Origin of the sequence: Dactylosporangium sp. NPDC000555 (assembly GCF_040300025.1) — a bacterium.
In the GTDB taxonomy this organism is placed as follows: Bacteria; Actinomycetota; Actinomycetes; order Mycobacteriales; family Micromonosporaceae; genus Dactylosporangium.
The window spans coordinates 18,243-38,252 of sequence record NZ_JBEPDB010000008.1; the positions used below are offsets into that span (position 1 = coordinate 18,243).

The 20,010-nt window shown below is 70.0% G+C and carries 18 protein-coding genes; 5 read left to right on the plus strand and 13 right to left on the minus strand.

Annotation, left to right across the window (positions count from 1 at the left end):
• The first annotated feature begins 1 nt into the window (after position 1).
• From ABT297_RS07695 to ABT297_RS07710, 4 genes are read left to right on the plus strand one after another with little or no spacing between them, the layout of a single operon-like run.
• A complete protein-coding gene (locus ABT297_RS07695) occupies positions 2–1,258 on the plus strand; it encodes a type II secretion system F family protein (RefSeq protein ID WP_350545915.1) in 1,257 nt (418 codons plus the stop codon).
• Positions 1,259–1,678 carry a prepilin-type N-terminal cleavage/methylation domain-containing protein gene (locus ABT297_RS07700; protein ID WP_350545917.1) on the plus strand — a complete coding sequence of 140 codons (420 nt, stop codon included), beginning with the start codon at positions 1,259–1,261 and terminating at the stop codon, positions 1,676–1,678. It abuts the gene before it with no gap.
• Positions 1,675–2,319, plus strand: a complete 645-nt coding sequence (locus tag ABT297_RS07705) for a PulJ/GspJ family protein (protein WP_350545918.1) — start codon at positions 1,675–1,677, stop codon at positions 2,317–2,319. Before ABT297_RS07700 ends, ABT297_RS07705 begins: the two co-directional genes overlap by 4 nt.
• Complete coding sequence (locus ABT297_RS07710; protein ID WP_350545920.1) at positions 2,316–3,812, plus strand: hypothetical protein; 1,497 nt, start codon at positions 2,316–2,318, stop codon at positions 3,810–3,812. Before ABT297_RS07705 ends, ABT297_RS07710 begins: the two co-directional genes overlap by 4 nt.
• Positions 3,813–3,820: 8 nt before the next feature.
• On the opposite strand, the gene ABT297_RS07715 is transcribed toward ABT297_RS07710, so the two are convergent.
• From ABT297_RS07715 to ABT297_RS07775, 13 genes are all read right to left on the minus strand, one after another.
• On the minus strand, positions 3,821–4,678 hold the full coding sequence (locus tag ABT297_RS07715) for a prepilin peptidase (RefSeq protein ID WP_350545923.1): 858 nt from the start codon (positions 4,676–4,678) through the stop codon (positions 3,821–3,823).
• Between the two features lie 195 nt (positions 4,679–4,873).
• Positions 4,874–5,386 carry a flavin reductase family protein gene (locus tag ABT297_RS07720; protein WP_350545925.1) on the minus strand — a complete coding sequence of 171 codons (513 nt, stop codon included), beginning with the start codon at positions 5,384–5,386 and terminating at the stop codon, positions 4,874–4,876.
• A 140-nt stretch (positions 5,387–5,526) separates the two neighbouring features.
• Positions 5,527–7,335, minus strand: coding sequence for an ABC transporter permease (locus ABT297_RS07725; RefSeq protein ID WP_350545927.1), 1,809 nt, complete (start codon positions 7,333–7,335; stop codon positions 5,527–5,529).
• Positions 7,326–8,090, minus strand: a complete 765-nt coding sequence (locus ABT297_RS07730; protein WP_350545929.1) for an ABC transporter ATP-binding protein — start codon at positions 8,088–8,090, stop codon at positions 7,326–7,328. The genes ABT297_RS07725 and ABT297_RS07730 overlap by 10 nt, the downstream gene beginning before the upstream one ends.
• A 58-nt stretch (positions 8,091–8,148) precedes the next feature.
• A complete protein-coding gene (locus ABT297_RS07735) occupies positions 8,149–9,846 on the minus strand; it encodes a sodium/solute symporter (protein WP_350545932.1) in 1,698 nt (565 codons plus the stop codon).
• 136 nt (positions 9,847–9,982) lie between these two features.
• Complete coding sequence (locus ABT297_RS07740) at positions 9,983–10,372, minus strand: hypothetical protein (RefSeq protein ID WP_350545935.1); 390 nt, start codon at positions 10,370–10,372, stop codon at positions 9,983–9,985.
• A gap of 100 nt (positions 10,373–10,472) precedes the next feature.
• A complete protein-coding gene (locus tag ABT297_RS07745) occupies positions 10,473–11,504 on the minus strand; it encodes a HAMP domain-containing sensor histidine kinase (RefSeq protein ID WP_350545938.1) in 1,032 nt (343 codons plus the stop codon).
• Between the two features lie 130 nt (positions 11,505–11,634).
• Positions 11,635–12,333 carry a response regulator transcription factor gene (locus ABT297_RS07750; protein WP_350545941.1) on the minus strand — a complete coding sequence of 233 codons (699 nt, stop codon included), beginning with the start codon at positions 12,331–12,333 and terminating at the stop codon, positions 11,635–11,637.
• Positions 12,334–12,483: 150 nt separating this feature from the next.
• The gene (locus tag ABT297_RS07755; RefSeq protein ID WP_350545944.1) at positions 12,484–13,245 is read right to left on the minus strand and encodes a LytR/AlgR family response regulator transcription factor; all 762 of its coding nucleotides are present in this window, start codon (positions 13,243–13,245) and stop codon (positions 12,484–12,486) included.
• Positions 13,246–13,508: 263 nt separating this feature from the next.
• Positions 13,509–14,696, minus strand: coding sequence for a sensor histidine kinase (locus ABT297_RS07760; RefSeq protein ID WP_350545947.1), 1,188 nt, complete (start codon positions 14,694–14,696; stop codon positions 13,509–13,511).
• Positions 14,697–14,747: 51 nt separating this feature from the next.
• The gene (locus ABT297_RS07765) at positions 14,748–16,253 is read right to left on the minus strand and encodes a sugar transferase (RefSeq protein ID WP_350545950.1); all 1,506 of its coding nucleotides are present in this window, start codon (positions 16,251–16,253) and stop codon (positions 14,748–14,750) included.
• Positions 16,254–16,462: 209 nt separating this feature from the next.
• Positions 16,463–17,932, minus strand: a complete 1,470-nt coding sequence (locus ABT297_RS07770; RefSeq protein ID WP_350545953.1) for a DUF2142 domain-containing protein — start codon at positions 17,930–17,932, stop codon at positions 16,463–16,465.
• Positions 17,929–18,789, minus strand: coding sequence for an Fpg/Nei family DNA glycosylase (locus ABT297_RS07775; RefSeq protein ID WP_350545956.1), 861 nt, complete (start codon positions 18,787–18,789; stop codon positions 17,929–17,931). Before ABT297_RS07775 ends, ABT297_RS07770 begins: the two co-directional genes overlap by 4 nt.
• A gap of 44 nt (positions 18,790–18,833) precedes the next feature.
• Here ABT297_RS07775 and ABT297_RS07780 point away from each other — a divergent pair, with 44 nt between their 5' ends.
• Positions 18,834–20,009 (plus strand): glycosyltransferase family 4 protein, encoded by a 1,176-nt coding sequence (locus ABT297_RS07780; RefSeq protein WP_350545959.1) that lies wholly within the window; start codon positions 18,834–18,836, stop codon positions 20,007–20,009.
• Position 20,010: the final 1 nt, after the last annotated feature.

The following is a 20,010-nucleotide window of genomic DNA, read 5'->3' on the forward strand; positions in this document are numbered from 1 at the left end:
GGTGACCGAATACGGCTACCGCGCTGTCCGTCCGGACGGACAGCGCGCCACTGGTATGGAGCAGGCCTACACCGCCATCCATCCCGACGGACTGCGCGCCGCTGACATGGAGCAGACACAGAACCTACGGGTCGCCGAGCGGGCGCTGCCCGAGCCGCAGTCGCGTGACAGCAAAGTCAGCGAGAAGAAGAGCTTCTGGCAGATCGAGCTCTCCCCGCCCCGGGTCAAGCGTGAAGAGGTCATGCACCTGTCCCGCCAGCTCGGGGCGTTCGTCCGCGCCGGACTGCCGATCATCGACGCGGTTCGCGCGATCGGCGAGGAGGCGACGAACTCCAGCGTGCGGCGCATGATGACCGAGGTGGAGGAAGGGTTGCGCGCCGGGGAGAGGTTGTCGGACTGCTTCGACCGGCACCCGAAGATCTTCCCCGACTTCTATCGCGGCATCCTGCGCTCGGCCGAGCTCACCGGTCAGCTGGACTCGGTCCTGGAACAGCTCGCGAAATACCTGGAGCGGGACCTCGAGGCAAGACGCAAGATCAAGGCAGCCTCGATCTACCCAGGGATGATCGCGCTCATGTCGTTGGTCACCGTGGTGGTGTTGGCCGCGTTCGTCCTGCCCCGGTTCAAGGTCTTCTTCGCCGGCCTGAACGCCGAGCTACCGCTGCCCACGCGCATCCTTATGGCGATCACCGACTTCTTTACGCAGTGGTGGTGGGCCGTGCTGGCGGGCGTTGTCGTCGTAGCGGCGGGCATCTTCCTCGCGCTGCGCACAGAAGGCGGCCGGTATGCGAGAGACCGCCTCGTGCTGCGCATACCCGTGATTGGCGCAGCGGTCCAGTTCGCGCTCGTCGAGCGCTTCTGCCGCATCCTCTCGTCCATGGCCAGCGCCGGCGTCGCTCTGCCGGAGGCGCTGCGGGTGGCCACGGAGTCGTTGCGCAACCTGGTATTCGTACGTTCGCTCGCGCAGGTGGGCGACGCGATGCTCGAAGGTCAAGGCCTGGCCCAGCCGTTGGCCAGCACCGGACTCTTCCCTGCGACCGCCGCTCGGATGATCCGAGTCGGTGAGGAAACGGGCACGCTCGACACTCAGCTGGAGGTCACCGCCCGCTACTACGAGGGCGAGCTCGACTACAAGCTCAAGAAGGTGACCGCGCTCTTCGAGCCGGCCGTCATCGTCGTCATGGGACTGGTCGTCGGATTCGTGGCTGTCGCGCTGGTTTCGGCGATGTACGGCATCTTCAACCAGGTGGACGTTTAGATGAAAACGGACCCGAACGATCGGGGGGAAACGCTGATCGAGCTGCTGGTCACGGTGGTCATCGTGGGAGTCGCGGTGGTGGCCCTCGTCGGCGGCATCGCGACCAGCATCCGGATGTCCGACATCCATCGGAAGCAGGCCCAAGCGGGCGCCTACCTGCGTACCTATGCCGAGACTATCGAGTATTACGTGACGGTCTCCGGCAAATACACCCCGTGCGGCACCTACAACGACGTCAGTTTTGATCACGATCCGGCTTACGAGCCGAAGATCACGGGCGTCAGGTACTGGAACAGCTCGTCGTCGGCCTTCGCGACCGTGTGCACCAGCGACAGCGGGATACAGAAGGTATCGCTGAAGGTCAGCACCAAGGACAACACGGTCACCGAGACCCTCGACATCATCATCCGCAAACCGTGACGTTCGGAGTCGCCATGCACGTGAAACGCGACGAACGCGGTCTGACCCTTGTCGAGGTGCTGGTTGCGATCGTCATCCTGGGCATCATCATCGTTCCCCTCGGCAACGCTCTGCTCAGTTTCATCCGCAACACCGACGACACCACCCGGCGCCTGAGCGAGTCGCACGACGTACAGATCATGGCGACTTACTTCAGCCAGGACGTGCAGAGCATCGGGATGCGGAACTGGGGCGGGGAAGGGTTCCCGCTCAAACAATCCATCTTCCGTAATGTCGACTTCGACGGTCCTCCTTATCGATGCGGTGATGCGAACACTCCGACGGCACTTGTCCGTTTTGCTTGGGACGACCCCGAGACATCCAAGATCGTTCAAGTGTCCTATGTGGTTGTGGTCAAGAATGCGGGCGTAGAGCGTCAACTGCGTCGTATCAGGTGTGTGGACCCGACGACTCCCCCCGACGTCGTCGTGCTCGCCCACAACGTCGACGGGGATCCCATCCTGGACTGCTCCTCACCAACCAACGACTGTTCCGCGGCGCCCGCCGTGCCGCAGGTTGTGACCCTGAAGGTCACCATCAAGGCCAGCGGCGGGCAGCAGCCGCTCATCGTCAACCTCACCGGCCAGCGGAGGCAGACATGACGTCCAGGGTCAAGCACACCGATGACAGCGGCGCGGCCCTGGTTCTCGCGCTCGTTGTCATCACGGTGGTCGCCGTCGTCATCGCGGCGGTGCTGTCGTTCGCGGACACGAGCATTCGCAGCACGCTGCACCTACGCGATCAGGCTGCGAAGGCCGCCGCCGCCGACGGGGCGGCTAAGATCGCGATCAACAAATTGCAACAGGGGAACTACTCCGGCACCGGAAACTGCTTCGAAGCTTTGGACAAGCTAGACCTGGGGAGCTTTTACCAGCCGCCGTCCGGCTCGGCGTACTCCGCAACCGTCAAGTGCACGAAGGACGAGAACAAGAGTTCCGCTTCCCCGGTGGTGATCAACGCAGCGAACAAGCCGGGCAGCGCGATCCTGACGCTGGGAACCACCGGCGATGGCCTCAACATCAAGGTCAGCGGCGGGGGGACCATAAAGGTCCATGGTGGCATTTTCTCCAATTCCAATATCACCATCAGCCAGGGCGTCCTTAGTACCAACACAAGTGTGACCGCGCGCGGCAACTGCACCGGCTCGATCACCAGCGCCCCGGCCAGGAAGTGCAACATCGGAACAGCCGCGGACCCACGTGGCAACGACCCGAACTACCCGGCACCGACGACGACCCCGACGCCTCCGACGTTCCCGACCTGCAGCGGCAACAACAAGGTCATAGACTTCCGGCCGGGGCTCTACGCCGACCTGGCGAAGCTGAACAAGATGACGGATGGGTCTTCCTGTAAGAACAGCATCTACGTGTTCCATCCGGGCACCTACTACTTCAACTTCGGTGGCGAATGGTTGATTGATTCGGGGTATCTGATCGGTGGGACCCCAACCACGAATCCAGTCGGCGGAACGCCGCCGACGATTCCAGGTTCATGCAAGACCCCGATTCCTCCCAATCCGCCGCCGCCCGGCGGCTGGACAAAGCCGGACGACAACGCTGGCGTGCAGTTCGTGTTCGGCGGCGACAGCCGAATCCGGGTCAAGGCGGCGCAGGTCGAGATCTGCGGCACCTACTCCAAAACCAGCCCGCCCATCGCGGTGTACGGGTTGAAGACAGCGGTCGAAAGTGTGCCCGCTCAGAGCGGTTGCATCACTGCATCGGGTTGCGCGGTGATCAAGACGGATAACTCACCGAACAGCAAGCTCTACATCCAGGGCACGACGTACGTGCCGAAAGCGGCCGTAGATATTTCGCTCAACAACGCGACGGCGCAGGTCTTCCGGTACGGCGTCATCGCTCGCAGCCTCGCCATTTCGGCCACCGGCAGCTTTGACCTTTCGAGCGCCCTGATCGAGGTGCCGGATGATTCGCCCGGCTTCGGAATGCGCCCCGTCGTCAACCTCAAGGTGTACATCTGCTCAGGCGCCGCCCCGTGTAGTACCGACGGCGATCCCAATCTGAAGGCGACGGTGGGGCTTTCGGATCAATCAGGCAAGCGGGAGGCCACGGTCTACAGCTGGAGCGTGCAGCGGTAGCCGGACGTTCAGAACGTCATGAAGTCCGCGTAGAACCGTGCGATTGGCGCGGCCGCGAAGAGGGCCACCAGAAACCCGGCGATCATGAACGGGCCGAACGGGATGGCCGTCTTGCGGTCGCCCTTTCGGGCGATTACGATGCCGACTCCGACGACGGCACCCAGCAGGAAGCCGGCGAACGCGCCGATTGCCAATGCGGACCAGGACAGATAGCCGAGTACGCCGCCGAGAATTCCGGCCAGCTTGACGTCCCCGAACCCCATGCCGGCGGGGTAGGCGAACACCAGCGTGAAGAAGAAGGCGAACAACGCCGCCGCGCTGATCGCGGAGCGTGCCAATGCCCACCAGTCGTGCTCCCAGGCCGCCGAAAGCGTCAGCAGGATCGCCAATACGGGATATGACGGCAGAACGATCGCGTTCGGCAGCCGGCGCCAGTCGAGGTCGATCACGGCCAGTGCTATGCCCGCCGCGGCGACGTAGAGGTACGCGGGCAATGCGCTGAGCAGGTCCAGCTGGTGCATGCGCAGCGCGACCGCGACGAAGAGCAAGGCCGTTGTCAGCTCGACAAGCGGGTACCGTACGCCTATCCGCACACCACAGTCGGCGCACCGGCCACGAAGGACGAGCCACCCGAGCACCGGGATGTTGTGCCGATGCCGGACCCCGTTGCCGCAAGCGGGGCAGCGCGACGGGGGCGTCACCAGCGACTCGCCCCGAGGCACGCGGTGAATCACGACGTTGAGGAACGAACCCACCGCCAAACCCAGCAATAACGTCACCGGAAGCAGAAAAGCGAGCTGGGTAACATGCACGGCCCTATCATGACGGCTGGCTCCGGCCGGCTGCGACGGGGAAGCGCAGGCCAACCGCTGCTCAGCGCGCGAACACCGACCTGAGCAACGGACGCCCGCACCGCCAACCCCGCGTCAAACGGCACGGGGACCTGAACGCTTACCCGCGCGGTCGGCTACGGCCCGTCGGCGAGCACGGTGGGCGCCAACCGTTTGCGATAAGCGGCGTGGACGGTGGGCCGAGGCGCTGCGTCCGCAGGCCCTTGGGCGTCAGCCGCGGCGGTACCGGCCGCGCTCGTGGATCAGCGGCGCGGCGTGGGCGGCGGCGAGTTCGACCCGCTCGATGACCGCCTCCACCAGCAGCGACCAGCCCATCTCGGTAGCGCCCACCAGGCGGCAGCCGGCCCAGCTGCGCCCCCGCGGCACCGGGCCCCACTCGGTGTGCTCCCACTCGCCCGTGGCGAACAGCCCGCCGGGCGCCGGCATCAGCCCGGCGAACTTGTCCGCGAGTTGGCGGTCCTCCTCCTCGAGCAGGCTGACCGCGAACCGGCCGGCCGACTCGGCGGCCTCCCACAGGTCGCTCTCCTCGTCGACCAGCCCGAGCACGCGGCCCGGATCGCCGTCGACGACCAGCATGGACGAGACGGTCAGGCCCTTGTCGCCCTGCCGTTCGCCGGCCGCGGTCCACAGCGTGACGGCGGCTGGCAGCCGCCCTCGCAACCGCCGGATGGGCGACTTCAGCTCGTCCGGCGTGGCGAACGGATCGGAGGCGTGGATGCTCATCGCCTCATTGTCGCTGCCTGCGGCTGCCGAGCGGCGCGGCCCTGTTCACCTGGCTGCTCGGCCTGCACTCGAGCTCCTCGCTCGCTCGCCCTGGGCTGCACGCTGATGGGCACCGCCACCGGCGAGGCCGAGTCGTTCGGTCAGGCCCGCTTCGGAGTGACGGCCGCCAGGACCTCCGGCGCGCGGCGCTGCAGCAGGTTGCCGGCCAGCCGGGTGCCCAGCCAGGCTAGGGCGAAGCCCCACGCCAGGCCGATCGGCAGCAACACCCACGACACGGCGTCCGGCAGGAGCAGGAACGCGATCGCCAACGGCGCGGTCAGCGCCCAAGTCGCGAACATGCTCACGAACGACAGAAGGCCCTTCGCGCCGCCGCGACCGGTGTTCATGGCGAACGGGTTGGTGGTGTCGGGCATCGGGTACGGGACGAGGACCGAGGTGATGCCGGACGCGCCGACCGAGATGCCGAAGGCGCACAGCCCCACCCCGAGGGCGGCCGGCAGCTGGGCGGTGTGCCCACCGACGATCGCCACCACGACCGTGACGGCGCTGAGCAGCGGCAACGTCAGGATGCCGACCGCCAGCGCGCGGGCGGCGAGCTCCACCTGGCCGGGCACGCTGGCGAGGATGTGCAGCGCATACGCCGTGCCGTCGTTGCCGAACTGGTTGACCAGCACCAGGCCGACGAACGCGCCCGCGACCATCAGGGATATCACGATGGCGCCGTGGCCGACCGGCCGGTGCTGGCCAGGGTTTGCGAGCCCGAGCGTGAACGCGAACGGGATCACCACGGAGGTGGCCAGCAGGGAGACGAGGCTGGCCCGCCGGCGCGGGTCGCGCAGCCAGTACCGCACCTCTCGGGCGATGAGGCCGGACAAGCGGGTCGGCGGCATGAAGCGCAGGGCGCGTGGGATGAGGGCACGCACCGGGCTCTCGACGGTGGCGGAACGTCGGGCACCGGGGCCGGCCGCGCTGCCGACCATCGCCGACTCGATCGTCCGCAGCCACCACCACAGCAGCAGCGCGACGCCGGCCACGCCGATGAGCAAGCGGGCGGCGACGAGCGCCCAGCGGCCGTCGATGGCGTCGACATAGGCGACGTACGGCGCGGCGAGCGGCGTCCAGGACAGCACCCGGGCGATCGCGGTGGCCTGCGGCGACTCGCCCCGGCCGACGAGCGCGAAGACGAGCTGGAAGATGGGGTTGCACGAGATGCCCATGAGGGCGAGGAGCAGCGCGGCGAGGTCGCGGACCCGGCGCGAGCGCAGCATTCGGGCGAACGCACTGGTCACCGCGCGGCTCACGGCGACGCAGACGCAGAGCCCGACGAGCGCGCCGAGGACCGCGACGATCGCCGGGGCCGGACCGTTGTCCACGGCACCGATGACCGAGCCGAGCGTGGCGAGCAGCGTGACAATCGGTGGGACGCCGATGAACGCGGCGGCGAGCATGCCCAGCACCAGCGTGCGGCGCGGCACGGGCAACAACGCGAAGCGGGCCGGGTCGAGGGTCTCGTCGACGCCGAACAGCAGGGGGATGAAGATCCAGGCGAGCACCACGGCGGCGCCGGCGAACGCGGCCACCGTCGGACGCAGGTGGGGGCCGGCCATACTGCTGCCGGCGAAGGCGGCGAAGCCTAGGAACGCAACCCACAGCCCGAACAGCGCACCGAGGAGCACGACGATGAGCCGCGAGTGCCGGCCGAACCAGCGCGACCTGCCGCCGAGCTGTCGCCGGCCCGGCCGCAGCGTGTTGCGCAGGATGCGCAGCTTGAGCCGCACGAAGTAGGCGACCCGCGGCCGTCCGCGACCGTCAACGGCCGGCGGCGCCTGCAGCTGCGGCAGCGGCGGCTCCGCAGGCGCCGGCCGCTGCTGCGGCATCTGCGCCTCCGGGCCCGACGCCCCTGGGCCCTGCGCCTCCGGGCCCTGCGCGGGCGGGGGCGTCACAGCCACGACAGCTCAGCGCCCGTCGCCACGCGGCCGCCGACGACGTCGACGAAGACGTCCTCGAGCTCGCGGCCGCCGCGCACCTCCTCCGTGGTGCCCACGACCTTGATCTGCCCGTCGGCCAGGATCGCGATGTGCGTGCACAGCCGCTCGACCACGGCCATCACGTGGCTGGAGAAGATCACCGTGCCGCCGTTGCGCACATAGCGGGTCAGGATGTCGCGGATCAGCGCGCCGGAGACCGGGTCGACGGCCTCGAACGGCTCGTCGAGCACCAGCAGCCGCGGCGCGTGCAGCATCGCGCAGGCCAGGCCGATCTTCTTCTTCATGCCGGCGGAGTAGTCGACGACCAGGGTGCGCCCGGCGTCGGCGAGGCCCAGCACGTCGAGCAGCTCGGCCGCCCGGGCGTCGACCACGTCCTGCGGCAGGCCGCGCAGCAGGCCGGTGTACGCCAGCAGCTCGCTGCCGGAGAGCCGGTCGAACATGCGCGCCGAGTCGGGCAACGCGCCGAGGCGCCGCTTGGCCTCGACCGGGTCGGACCACACGTCGTGGCCGAGCACATACGCATGGCCGGCGTCCGGGCGCAGCAGCCCGACGGCCATGGACAGGGACGTGGTCTTGCCAGCGCCGTTCGGGCCCAGCAGGCCGAAGAACGATCCCGTCGGTACATCGAGGTCGACGCCCGCGACCGCGACCTTGTCATCGAAACGCTTGGTGAGCCCCCGTAACGCGAGGGCCGAACTCGGCTCGCGATCCGTCACACCCTGAACGTAGGTCACGCTGTCCACCCCTGCCACCCCGCTGACGGTACGTGGCGGGTTACATCCGCAGCGCGTCGGGCGCGTGCAACCGAAGCATGATCGCTCCAACGCCCGCGGGCAAACGGTGCCTTGTCAGCAGGGAGACCAGGATCATCACCAGAAAGGCCAGCGGTACGGACCAAGCGGCTGGCTGGGTCGTGAGCACGCCGGCCCAGCCGTCGAGCGGGCCGCCGAGGACCGTCAGCAGTACCGCGAAGGCCGCCGCCCCGCCCCCGGCGACGATCCCGGCGGCGGCGCCGAACGCGGTGAGCCCGCGCCACCAGATGCCGAGCACGAGCAGCGGGCAGAAGCTCGACGCCGCGACGGCGAAGGCCAGCCCGACCACCTGAGAGACGTCCAGGCTCGCCACGAACAGCGCGAGTATCAGTGGTACCACCCCGGCGACCAGCGCCGAGCGGCGGAAGTCGCGGACCGAGCCGTGGCCGAGCACGTCGGTGGACAGCACGCCGGCGACGCTGGTCAGCAGGCCGGACGAGGCTGACAGGAACGCGGCGAACGCGCCCGCCGCGACCAGCGCGCTGAGTAGCCGGCCGGTCACGCTGCCTCCGAGGGCCGCGTGCGGCAGCAGCACCACGACGGCGTCGGTGTTGCCGGTCATGAGCAGCTGCGGGGTGTAGACGCGGCCGAGCACGCCGTAGAGGGTCGGAGTCAGATAGAACACGCCGACCAGGCCGAGCACGACGAGGGTGGTACGCCGGGCGGCCGACCCGTCGGGGTTGGTGTAGAAGCGCACGAGCACGTGCGGCAGGCCCATGGTGCCCAGGAACGTGGCCAGAATCAGCGAGTAGGTGGCGAAGAGGTCCTGGGAATGCTGGCCGGGGAGCAGCCAGCCGGCGGGGGAGTTGTCGGACACCGCCGACACCCGGGGTACGACCGCGGCTTCTGGAAAGATCAGGACCGTGCCCTCCGTGGCGGTGTGCTCGCCGGGCGTGAGAACGAGCGGGCCGGTCAGCGGGGCGTCGTCGAGAACGCCGCGCACGGTGACCTCGGTCGGCTCGGTCACGGTCAGCCGGGTCGGGTGGTCGATCGCGATGGTGGTCGCGGCCGCGAAGCGCGGCCCGTCGGGGGCGGTGAGCGCCGGCCGGCCGTCGTGCTGCCACTGCATGAGCAGGAACACCAGCGGTATGGCGAGGGCAGTGAGCTTCAGCCAGTACTGGAACGCCTGCACGAACGTGATCGAGCGCATCCCGCCGAGCGCCACGTTGAGCGTCACGACGACGCCGACGACCAGCGCGCCGAGGGCGTACGGCGCGCCCGTCACCGTCTGCAGCGTGAGCCCAGCACCCTGTAACTGCGGGACCAGGTAGAGCCAGCCGATGAACATCACGAACGCGGTGGCGAGCTTGCGCAGCCGCTTGGAGCGCAGCCGGACCTCGCAGAAGTCCGGCAGGGTGAAGGCACCCGAGCGGCGTAGCGGCGCGGCCACGAAGAGCAACAGCGCCAGGTAGCCGGCGGCGAACCCGACCGGGTACCACAGCACGTCCACGCCGTGCTTGAGCACCAGGCCGGCGACGCCGAGGAAGCTCGCCGCGGACAGGTACTCGCCGCCGATCGCCGCCGCGTTCCAGGTCGGGCTGACCATCCGCGAGGCGACCAGGAAGTCCGAGGTGGTGCGGGCGAAGCGCAGCCCGTAGAGGCCGATGGCGACGGTGACCAGCGTGACCAGCACAACGGCCGTCACCGAAAACGAACTCATGCCGTCACCTCCGCCCAGTCCGGCTCGATAGGGCTTCGCGCTGATCGACCCAGACCAGGCGCCGCTTCGCTCCGGCGGCGGCATGAGTTGCACCTGCGCCCCTGATGAGCGGCCCCTTCGCTCTGCTCCGGACCGCTCACGCGGGCGGCTGCTGGCCGCGGTCCTCGACCAGGGCCAGGAACTCCTGCTCGTTGCGCTCGGCCAGGTGCACGTAGACGAGGCCGATCACGTAGAGAAATGGGTACGCCAGCGCGCCGAGCAGCAGCCAGGGCAGCGAGACGCCGAACAGCCGGGCGTGCGCCACGGCCGGCGCGGCCGCGAACAGCAGCGGCAGGCCGCCGAGCCCGACGGCGACCACGGCGGCGAGCCGGACGGCCACGGACAGTTGCGCCCGCACGAGGCCGCGGGCCAGCGCCGCGCCGACCGGGCTCTGCTCCTCCAGCTCCGCGCGGGCTCGCGCGGGCCGGATCCGGGCGCGGGAGACGTCACCGAGCACCACGCGCACACGCGGAGTTGGCGGCTCCATAGACGGCAGTCTTGCAACGTCCGCGAAACAAAAGCAAGGGCCGACGTCCCCCGTCCGAACGTCGGCCCGGCTCTTTCCGCAGTACCGGGGAGGTACTGCGTCAGGCCGGCAACGTCACGCGAATCCGGCAGCCGGGAAGGTTGTCGGGCTGCTCGACGACGGCGATCGTGCCATCATGCAACTGCGTGAGCCACTGGGCGATGGCCAGGCCGAGCCCGGTGCCGCCGCCAGACGCGCGGGCGCCGCGGGTGAAGCGCTCGAAGACGCGCTCGCGCTCGGCGTGCGGGATGCCGAGGCCCTCGTCGGCGACCTCGATCATGACGCGGCCGGCCTCGCGGCGGCCGAGGATCGTCACCGTCCCGCCGTCAGGGCTGTGCCGGGTGGCGTTGTCGACGAGGTTGGTCAGGACGTGGTGCAGGCGCGCTCGGTCGGCGCTGACCAGCGCGTTCTCGGGGAAGGAGCAGGAGAGGTACTCGACCTTGTGGCCGGCCGCCACCGCCTTGACCTCGGCCTCGGCGACGACCTCGTGGAGGAGGTCCTCGAAGTGGAAGAGCTCGCGGTCCAGGGGTACGACTCCGGCGTCCAACCGAGAGATGTCCAGCAGCTCCGTCACCAGCCGGCCCAGCCGCTCGGTCTGTGCCAGCGCGGTGCGCAGCGTGGCCGGGTCGGGCTCCGCGACGCCGTCGACGATGTTCTCGAGCACCGCCTGCAGCGCGGAGATCGGGGTGCGCAGCTCGTGGGAGACGTTGGCGATGAGCTCGCGGCGCTGCTGGTCGGCGGTGGCGAGCTCGCTCACCATCTGGTTGAACGCGACGGCGAGCTGGCCGACCTCGTCCTTGGAGGTGGCGCGGACCCGCGTGGAGTAATCGCCGCGGGCCATCGCCCGGGCGGCGGCGGTCATCTCCCGCAGCGGGCGGGTCACCCCGTGAGCCAGCACCTGCGAGGTGACCAGGCCGGCGGTGAGCGCAATGTACGTCGTGTTGGGCGGGATCCAGCCGATGCCGATCCAGAACACGCCGAGGCCGGCGCTGGCCGAGGCGAGCAGCAGGACGGCCAGCTTGAGCTTGATCGACCGCAGCGGATCGAGCGGGCGCGGCAGCAGATCGGCAATCTTCTTCAGGCTTCGGTTCACGCCGTGACCTCCGTACCACTCACGCCGTGACCCCCGCTCCGCTCCGGCTGCGGCATGAACTGCACCTGCGTTCCTGATGAGCGGCCACTCCGCTCCGCTCCGTACCACTCACGCCGTGACCCCGCTCCGCTCATGCGGACTCCAGCGCGTAGCCGACGCCGTGGACCGTGCGGATGAGGTCGGCACCCAGCTTCCGGCGCAGCGCCTTGATGTGACTGTCGACCGTGCGGGTGCCCGACGCGTCCGCCCAGCCCCACACCTCGGCGAGCAGCCGCTCGCGGGGCAGGACCGTGCGCGGGCGGGCGGCCAGATTGACGAGCAGGTCGAACTCGGTCGGCGTCAGGTGTGCCTCGAGGCCGGCGCGGGTGACCCGCCGCTGCGCCCGGTTGATCTCGAGGTCGCCGAGAACGATCGGGGTCTGGTCGGGATCCGGCTGTACCTGCGCGAGGCGCTCGAGCCGCCGCAGCAGGACGTGCACGCGGGCGGCGAGCTCGCGCATCGAGAACGGTTTGGTCAGGTAGTCATCGGCGCCGACGGCGAGCCCGACGAGCATGTCGGTCTCGTCGTCACGCGCGGTCAGCATCAGTACCGCGACGGGGCGATCGGCCTGGATGCGCCGGCACACCTCGAGGCCGTCGAAGCCGGGCAGCATCACGTCGAGCACCACGAGGTCGGGCCGGATCAGCTTGGCCGCCGCAACCGCGGACGGTCCGTCGTGGGCTGTGTCCACGGAGAAGCCCTCGGCGCGAAGCCGCACCGCGATCGACTCCGCGATCATGCGCTCGTCGTCCACGACGAGCACGCGGCGACGCTCCCCAGCTGCGTTCATGCATTGCAGCGTATTCGCACGTCGTGCAGGCACTCGGTCGGCGATGTGGAGGGATTGTGGAGACCTCGGCCGCCGTTGGGCGCCCCGGACCGGACCAGATCCGCATATGTCACGACATGGCCGGATGATGCTCGGTGGCGCGGCTGTCAGTCAGGTCCAGGACTTGGCCGCGCGGACCAGGCGGTCCTTGAGCTCGCGCGTGTGCCGGCGCGACACGGGCAGCTCGTGATCGTCGATCAGCACCACATAACCGGTGTTCGTCATGCGCAGCTCGGTGATGAGCCTGAGCTGTACGAGGTACGACCGGTGGATCCGCACGAACCCGGCTTCGGCCCAGCGCTCGGCGAGCGCGGCCAGCGAGACCCGGACGAGGTGCGAGGCGTCCGCGGTGTGCAGGCGCGCGTAGTCGCCCTGCGCCTCGACCCAGCGCACCGACGAGCGGGGCAGCATCCTTGTCGTGCCGGCGAGCTCCACCGGGATCGTCGGGTCGTCCTGGCGGTCGCGGTGGGCGGCGACGGCCGGGTGCGTGGGGACCAGACGGGTGGCCAGCACCCGGCGCAGCGACTCGGCGATACGGTCGCGGCGGACGGGTTTGCGCACGTAGTCGGCGACGCCGAGATCGAACGCCTCGGCGGCGCGGTCGTCGTATGCGGTCACGAAGACCACCGCCGGCGGCTTGGCGAACCGGCCGAGCACGCGGGCCAGTTCCATGCCGTCCAGCCCGGGCATGCGGATGTCGAGAAAGACGGCGTCCACGTCGGCGTCGCGCAGCACGCGCAGCGCCTCGGTGGCGTCCCCGGCGGTGTACAGGCGCCCGACCCGCGGGTCGGCGCGCAGCAGGTACGCCAGCTCGTCGAGGGCCGGCACCTCGTCGTCGACGGCAAGCACGCGCAGAAATCCCTGTCCGGTCACGCGCCCTCCTCGCTTCGCTCGTCGGTTGCGTGACCTGAAGGCTGAGCCAGCCGGTGCCCGGCCCCTCCGCTCCGCTCCGGACCGGTCACGCGCCCTCCTCGCTTCGCTCGTCAGTTACGTGACCTGAAGACTGAGCCAACCGGTGCCCGGCCCCTCCGCTCCGCTCCGGACCGGTCACGCGCCCTCCTCGCTTCGCTCGTCGGTTACGTGACCTGAAGACTGAGCCAACCGGTGCCCGGCCCCTCCGCTCCGCTCCGGACCGGTCACGCGCCGCTCCTCACTCCCGGGTGGAACTTCGGCACGCGCATGCTCACCTTGGTGCCGGCGTCGGGCGCGGTCTCGACCACCACCCCGAAGCCGTCACCGAAGACCGAACGTAGCCGATCGTCGACGTTGCGCAAGCCCACGTGCTGTCCGGCGTCGATCGCGTCGTCGGAGTCGAGCAGCGCGGCCGGGTCCATGCCGACGCCGTCGTCCTCGACGGTGATGTGACACTCGGCCCCCGCGTCCCGCGCCACAATGCTGACCGTCCCCATGCCCGGTTTGCGAGACAGCCCGTGCCGCACGGCATTCTCGACCAGCGGCTGCAGGCACAGGAAGGGCAGCGTCACCGGCAGCACCTCGGGGGCGATCTGCAGCCGGACCTGCAGTCGTTCGCCGAAGCGGGCCCGCTCGATGGTGAGGTACCGGTCGATGGAACGCAGCTCCTCGGCAAGGGTGGTGAACTCGCCGTGTGCGCGGAAGGAGTACCGCGTGAACTCGGCGAACTCCAGGATCAGCTCCCGGGCCAGCTCGGGGTCGGTGCGCACGAAGCTGGCGATCGCGGTCAGCGCGTTGTAGATGAAGTGCGGGCTGATCTGCGCGCGGAGGGCGCGCACCTCGGCGCGGGCCAGGCGGGCCCGGGAGGTGTCGAGCTCGGCCAGCGCGAGCTGGGTGCCGACCCAGCGGGCGGTCTCGGCCGTGGCCTGGACCAGGCCCGGCGCGGGCGGTCCGTCGGACAGCGCGACCAGCGCACCCTCCCGCTGGGCGAGCGGGACGACCACGGCGCCGCGGATCTGGCAGTCGACCACGTCGCACGGCAGTTCGCGGCTGCCCAGGACGGTCGGCCGCCCGGCCGTCACGGCCCTGGCCGCACCCGCGGCGGCCTGATCGCAGTGATGCTCGCCGGCCCCGTCGAACGCCAGCACCCGTCTCGCGTCGGTGACCACGATCCCGGCCGCCCCGGTGAGCGTGCGCAGATGCCGGATCGCCTTGCCGGCCGCCGCCTCGGTGAGCCCGTTGCGCAACGGCTCGGCGGCGAGTTCGGCGATGTGCAGCACGTCGTACGTCGCCCGCTGCGCCGCGGTCGCGATGGCGCGCCGGCCGCGCAGCCGGATGACCGCGTACACGGCGCCGCCGAGCGCGGCGGCAAGCACGACGACGACCAGCCCGGCCGCGAGGTTCGCTCCCACGCCCGCCATGGTGACCCCGCACCCGCGGGTTTGGATAGCTGGGACTGGGAGCTAATAGGCGCCCTTGCGGAACATGACCACGCCGATCGTGCGCCACAGGGTGTGCAGGTCCAGGACCAGGGACCAGTTGTCCACGTAGTACAGGTCCAGGCGCACCGCGTCGTCCCAGCTCAGGTCGCTTCGGCCGGAGACCTGCCACAGGCCCGTGATGCCGGGGCGGACCAGCAGGCGGCGGCGGACGTCGCCCAGGAAGTCGCCGTCCTCGGCGGGGAGGGGGCGGGGGCCGACCAGGGACATCTCGCCCACGAGGACGTTGATCAGCTGCGGCAGCTCGTCGATCGAAGTCGCGCGCAGCCACTTGCCGACCCTGAAGATGCGCGGGTCGTTCTTTATCTTGAAGAGCAGGCCGTCGCTCTCGTTCTGGTCGTGCAGCGTGGCCAGCCGCTCCTCCGCGTCGACATACATCGTCCGCAGCTTCCAAACGCGGAACGTCCTGCCCTCGCGGCCGATGCGCGTCTGGCGGAAGAAGATGGGGCCCGGGTCGGAAAGTTTGATTGCCAGCGCCACGAGCGGGAAGAAGGGCAGCACGATGAGTAGGCTCAGCAGGGCCAGCACCCGGTCGATCACGTTCTTGAACAGCCAGCCGACGCCGGAGAGCTTCGGCTCCTCGACGTATAGCAGCGGGATGCCCTCGATCGGGCGGATGTGCACGCGCGGGCCCGCGATGTCGGTCAGCTGGGGCGCCACGGCCAGGTCGATGCCGGTGCCCTCGAGCTGCCAGGCGAGCCGGCGCAGCTCGACCGGCTCGGCGCTGGCGGAGCCGCAGACGGCGATCGTGTCGGCGTTGAGCTCGCGCACCAGCGAGAGGATGTCGCGGCCGGCGTGCACGGGCACCGGCGTGACGGTGCTCGCCCGCGGGGCGTAGCCCTCGGTGAGGTGGATGCCGACCGGCACGAGGCCGGCGGCGGGGTCGCGGGCGATCGTCGCGTGGACCTCGAGGGCCTCCTGCAGGGTGCCGATGAGCAGCATCCGGTGGGTCGCCAGGTGAAACCTCGTGCGCGCGAACGCGAGCGCGCGCCTGGCGATGTACCGCAGAATCAGCACGTTGACGAGCCCGCAGACGAGCGCGGCGCCGCACGCGAACCGCGACGCGTCGATCTTGAAGGCGAACGCCGCGAACGCGACAATGGCCACGACCGTCCAGGAGGCGCGGACCACTCGCTTGAACTCGTCAGTGCCGGTGCCGAGGTAGCGGCGATCGTAGGCGCCGTGACCCCACAGCGCAAGCAGCCACACCGCGGGCAGCAGCACGAAGGATACGAGAGCGAACAGCTGCGGATTGTTCTGGAAGCCGGAGTCGGCCAGCGGTAGCTTGCGGGCGACGGTCGACGCCAGCGCCGCCGCGCCCGTGTCGAGCAGGACCAGCATCGCCGCATAGGGACGGTGCCAGCGGGCGGCGCGCTTGGTGCGCTGCCAGGTCGAGCGCGGCACTCCGGTGGCCCCCGGGGGAGCCACCGCATGGTCGGGCAGAATCTCGAAGCTGTCGAGTTCACCCAAGGTCGATCTCCGGCTCGGCGAAGTGGCCGGACGTTGGAGACTAGCGGTCACCTCAGTGCGTCCTCTCGCACCGCGATTCGCGGATCGCGGCGCTGCTCTGCTCGGCCGGTCGTGTCTCAAGTCCGCGTGGTCTGCTGGTTCACGGACACCGGAAAGCACGTGCACAGTGTCCCATGGCGGCCGGAGCTACCGATGACGACCGCACGACACTAGTTGCTCAACGTATTCGCTGTCGAGTGCACTGGCGTAGGGCGGACAGAACTCCGTGTGACAATCACCCCGAGTAGCACAGCCCCCACCAAAGCACACAGAAGGGGTGCCACGCTGCCGGCCGGCGGCGTCCAGCCGCCGCCGAACGGGTTGAGGCCCGCGGTGACGCCCCGCTCGAACCGGGTCATGACCCTGGTCAGGGCATAGAGCTGTATCGGTACCGTCAGCGCCGCACAAGCCAGCACCAGTCGATCCAGCCATCCGCGATCCGACAACCACCGTGCGTAGCGGTCCGCCAACGGTGCTAGGAGCACCACGCCCACGCCGAGCGGCATGACGTACCGGCCGTGCGCGAAGTGCCCGACCTTCGGCGCGAAGTACAGCTCCAGGGCCACCAGCAGCGCCACGCTGCCGGCGAACGCGGCAGCGATCCCGAGCCGCAGCCGCCAGTCGCCGAGCCACACGGCGGGCACGACGAGGGCGGCGACGAGGAGGTACCACAGCCCGATCACGGCGATCGAGAGCGTCATCTCGCCGTAGTTGAACTGGCCGACGATCTGGCGGGCCCAGAACTCGGCCCGCGAGTGCAGGATGTCGTTCAGGATCGCCCCGGAGGTCGCCGGCGGCACCGGGCGGCCCTGGCCCAGGTCGCTGCCGCGGGACGCGATGGCGGCCCAGAACACGGCGAACCCGGCGCCGAGCGCGGCCGGGACCAGAAACGCGCGGCGCAGCAGCTCGCGCGGGTGCGTCCGTGTCACGAAGAGCGACAGCGCGAGCACCGCCAGCACGAAGAACGGGCCGAGATCACGAACGGTGAACAGCAGCACCGAGGCCACGCCGGCCGCCCCCCAGGCCCGGCGCGGCACCGCGACGAACAGCAGCGCGGCCGCGCTGATCTCCAGCCCGTTCGGGTTGATCGACCCGGCCAGGTCGGCCAGCATCGGCGTCGTGACGAGGAGCACGGCCAGCGCGAGCAGCCGATTCCCGCTTGCCGACGCGCCCCTTAAGGCCAGTGCCAGGGCCCACGCGAGCAGCAGCGCGGACAACGCGGCCGACAGCAGCCGCGCCCAGATCAGGCCGGCGCCGTCGGGACTGATCCGCAGCGGCAGCCCGACCAGCGCGTAGTAGACCGGGCTGTACCTCGCCGCGGCACTGGGCACCAGCATGTTGGTCCGGTCACCGTTGGCGATCAGGCAGGATGCGGGGCGGTACGCCGGGCCGTCGATCCAGGTGCAGTCCGCGTTGCCGGGCAGCAGGCTGCGTGGGCCGGCGAACGCGCTCGTCTCGATCCCGCTCGCGTCCGTGGCACGCTCGTGTGGCAGCCACTGCCCGGTCCAGACCGCGAAGGCGCGGACGAGGTGCTGCTTCTCGTCGTACGTCCCGTTCACGGGCAGGGCGAGGGCCCACGCGCTGCCGAGGAGGAAGAATGCGGCGAAGGCCGCGACGAACGCAGGGCGAACGCGGCTCAACGCACGAGCTTTGAGAGCCGGCGGTCCGCCAATGGCTTGCCGCTGGTCTGGCACGTCGGGCAGTACTGCAACGACGTGTCCGCGAACGACACCTCGCGCACCGTGTCGCCGCAGACCGGGCAGGGCAGGCCGGTGCGCGCGTGCACGGCGAGCCCGGAGCGCTTCTCGGACTTCAGCGTGGCAGCCTTCTGCCCCACGGAGCGCGCCACGGCGTCGGTCAACACGGTGCGCATGGCCGCGTGCAGCCGCGCCATCGCCTCGTCGGTGATCTTGTTGGTCAACGCGAAGGGTGACATCTTCGCCGTGTGGAGGATCTCGTCGGAGTAGGCGTTGCCCACCCCGGCGAGGATGGTCTGATCGGTGAGGACTCCCTTGATCTGCCCGCGGCGGGAGCGCATGGCCGCGGCGAAGTCCTCGGCGCTCACCGACAGCGCGTCCGGCCCCAGCCGGGACACCCCCGGGACCAGGCGCGGATCGGTCACGAAATACGCCGCCAGGCTCTTCTTCGTGCCCGCCTCCGTCAGATCGAAGCCGGACTCGTCGTCGAGGCGCACACGCAGCGCGATCGGGCCGGAACCGGGCTTGAGCGGCGTCTTGGCGTTGAAGGAGTCGCGGTAGTGCAGCCAGCCGGCACGGGCCAGGTGGACGACCAGGTGAAGATCGGAGCCGATATGCACGTCGAGGAACTTGCCGTGCCGGGAGGCGCCGGTGATCGGGCGGCCGGCCGCGGCGGTGATCGGGGGGTCGAAGGTCTTCAGCGCGCTGATCGCGGAGACCTCGATGCGGTCGATGGTGTGGCCGGCGGCGCGCTCCCGCAGGAACGCGGCGAGCGCCTCGACCTCGGGAAGCTCGGGCACCCGTCCAGTCTGCCGCAAAACACGGTCCGTAGGCTGCCTGCATCATGAAGGTCGTCGTCGCGCACAACCGGTACGCATCCGGGCAGCCGTCCGGCGAGAACGTGATCGTCGATGCCGAGATCGCGCAGCTCGGCGCGGCCGGCGTCACCGTGGTGCCCTTCCTGCGCAGCTCGGACGAGATCGGCACGTTCACGACGGCGCAGAAGGTGCTGCTGCCGCTCTCCCCGCTCCGCAACGGCGCGTCGCTGCGTGCGCTGTCCGCGGTGATAAAAGCGGAAAAGCCGGATTTGGTACACCTACACAATCCGTATCCGCTGATCTCCCCCTCGATCGTGAAGACCGCACACGCCCACGGCGTCCCGGTCGTGCACACCGTCCACAACTACCGGCAGGTCTGCGCGCCGGGCCTGTACTTCCGCGACGGGCACATCTGCACGCAGTGCCGGGGCCGGACGTTCCCCACGCCGGCCATCACGCACGCGTGTTATCGCGGCTCCAAGGCGCAGTCGGCGGTCATGGCGGCCACCCTGACGTACCACCGCGGCACGTGGAAGCAGGTCGACCACTTCGTCGCGCTGACCGACCGCATCGCCGCCCACCTCGCCGACTTCGGCATCCCCGCCGAGCGCATCACCGTGAAGCCCAACGGCATCCCGGACGCCGGCGTGGCGACCGAGCCCGGCAACGGCTTCCTCTACGCCGCGCGGCTGACCCCGGAGAAGGGCCTCGAGCTGGTGCTGGACGCCTGGTCGCGGCACGACGACGGAGCGCTCGGGCCGCTGCGGATCATCGGCGACGGGCCGCTGCGCCCGCGCGCCGAGCGGGCCGCGGCCGAACGCGGGGACGTCACCTACCTCGGGCCGGTCGACAACGCCACCGTGCGCGCCGAGGTGGCCCGCGCCGCCTGCGTGATCGCCGCCTCCACCTGGCACGACGTGCTCCCGACGATCATTCTCGAGGCGCTGTCCGGCGGCCGCCCGGTGCTGGTCACCGACCGGGGCGGGATGCCGTACCTGACCGGCGAGGCCGGCTGGGTCGTCGAGCCCGACGCCACCTCGCTGGCCGACGGGCTGCGCAAGGCACACGAGGGCGCGGCGGCGCTGGCCCCGGTGGCGCGGGCGCGCTACGAGTCGCAGTTCGCCCCGGACGTGCTCACCGAGCGGCTGATCGGCGTGTACCGAGCGGTTCTCGAGCGCGGCGCCGGCCCGGCGGCGGGCTGAT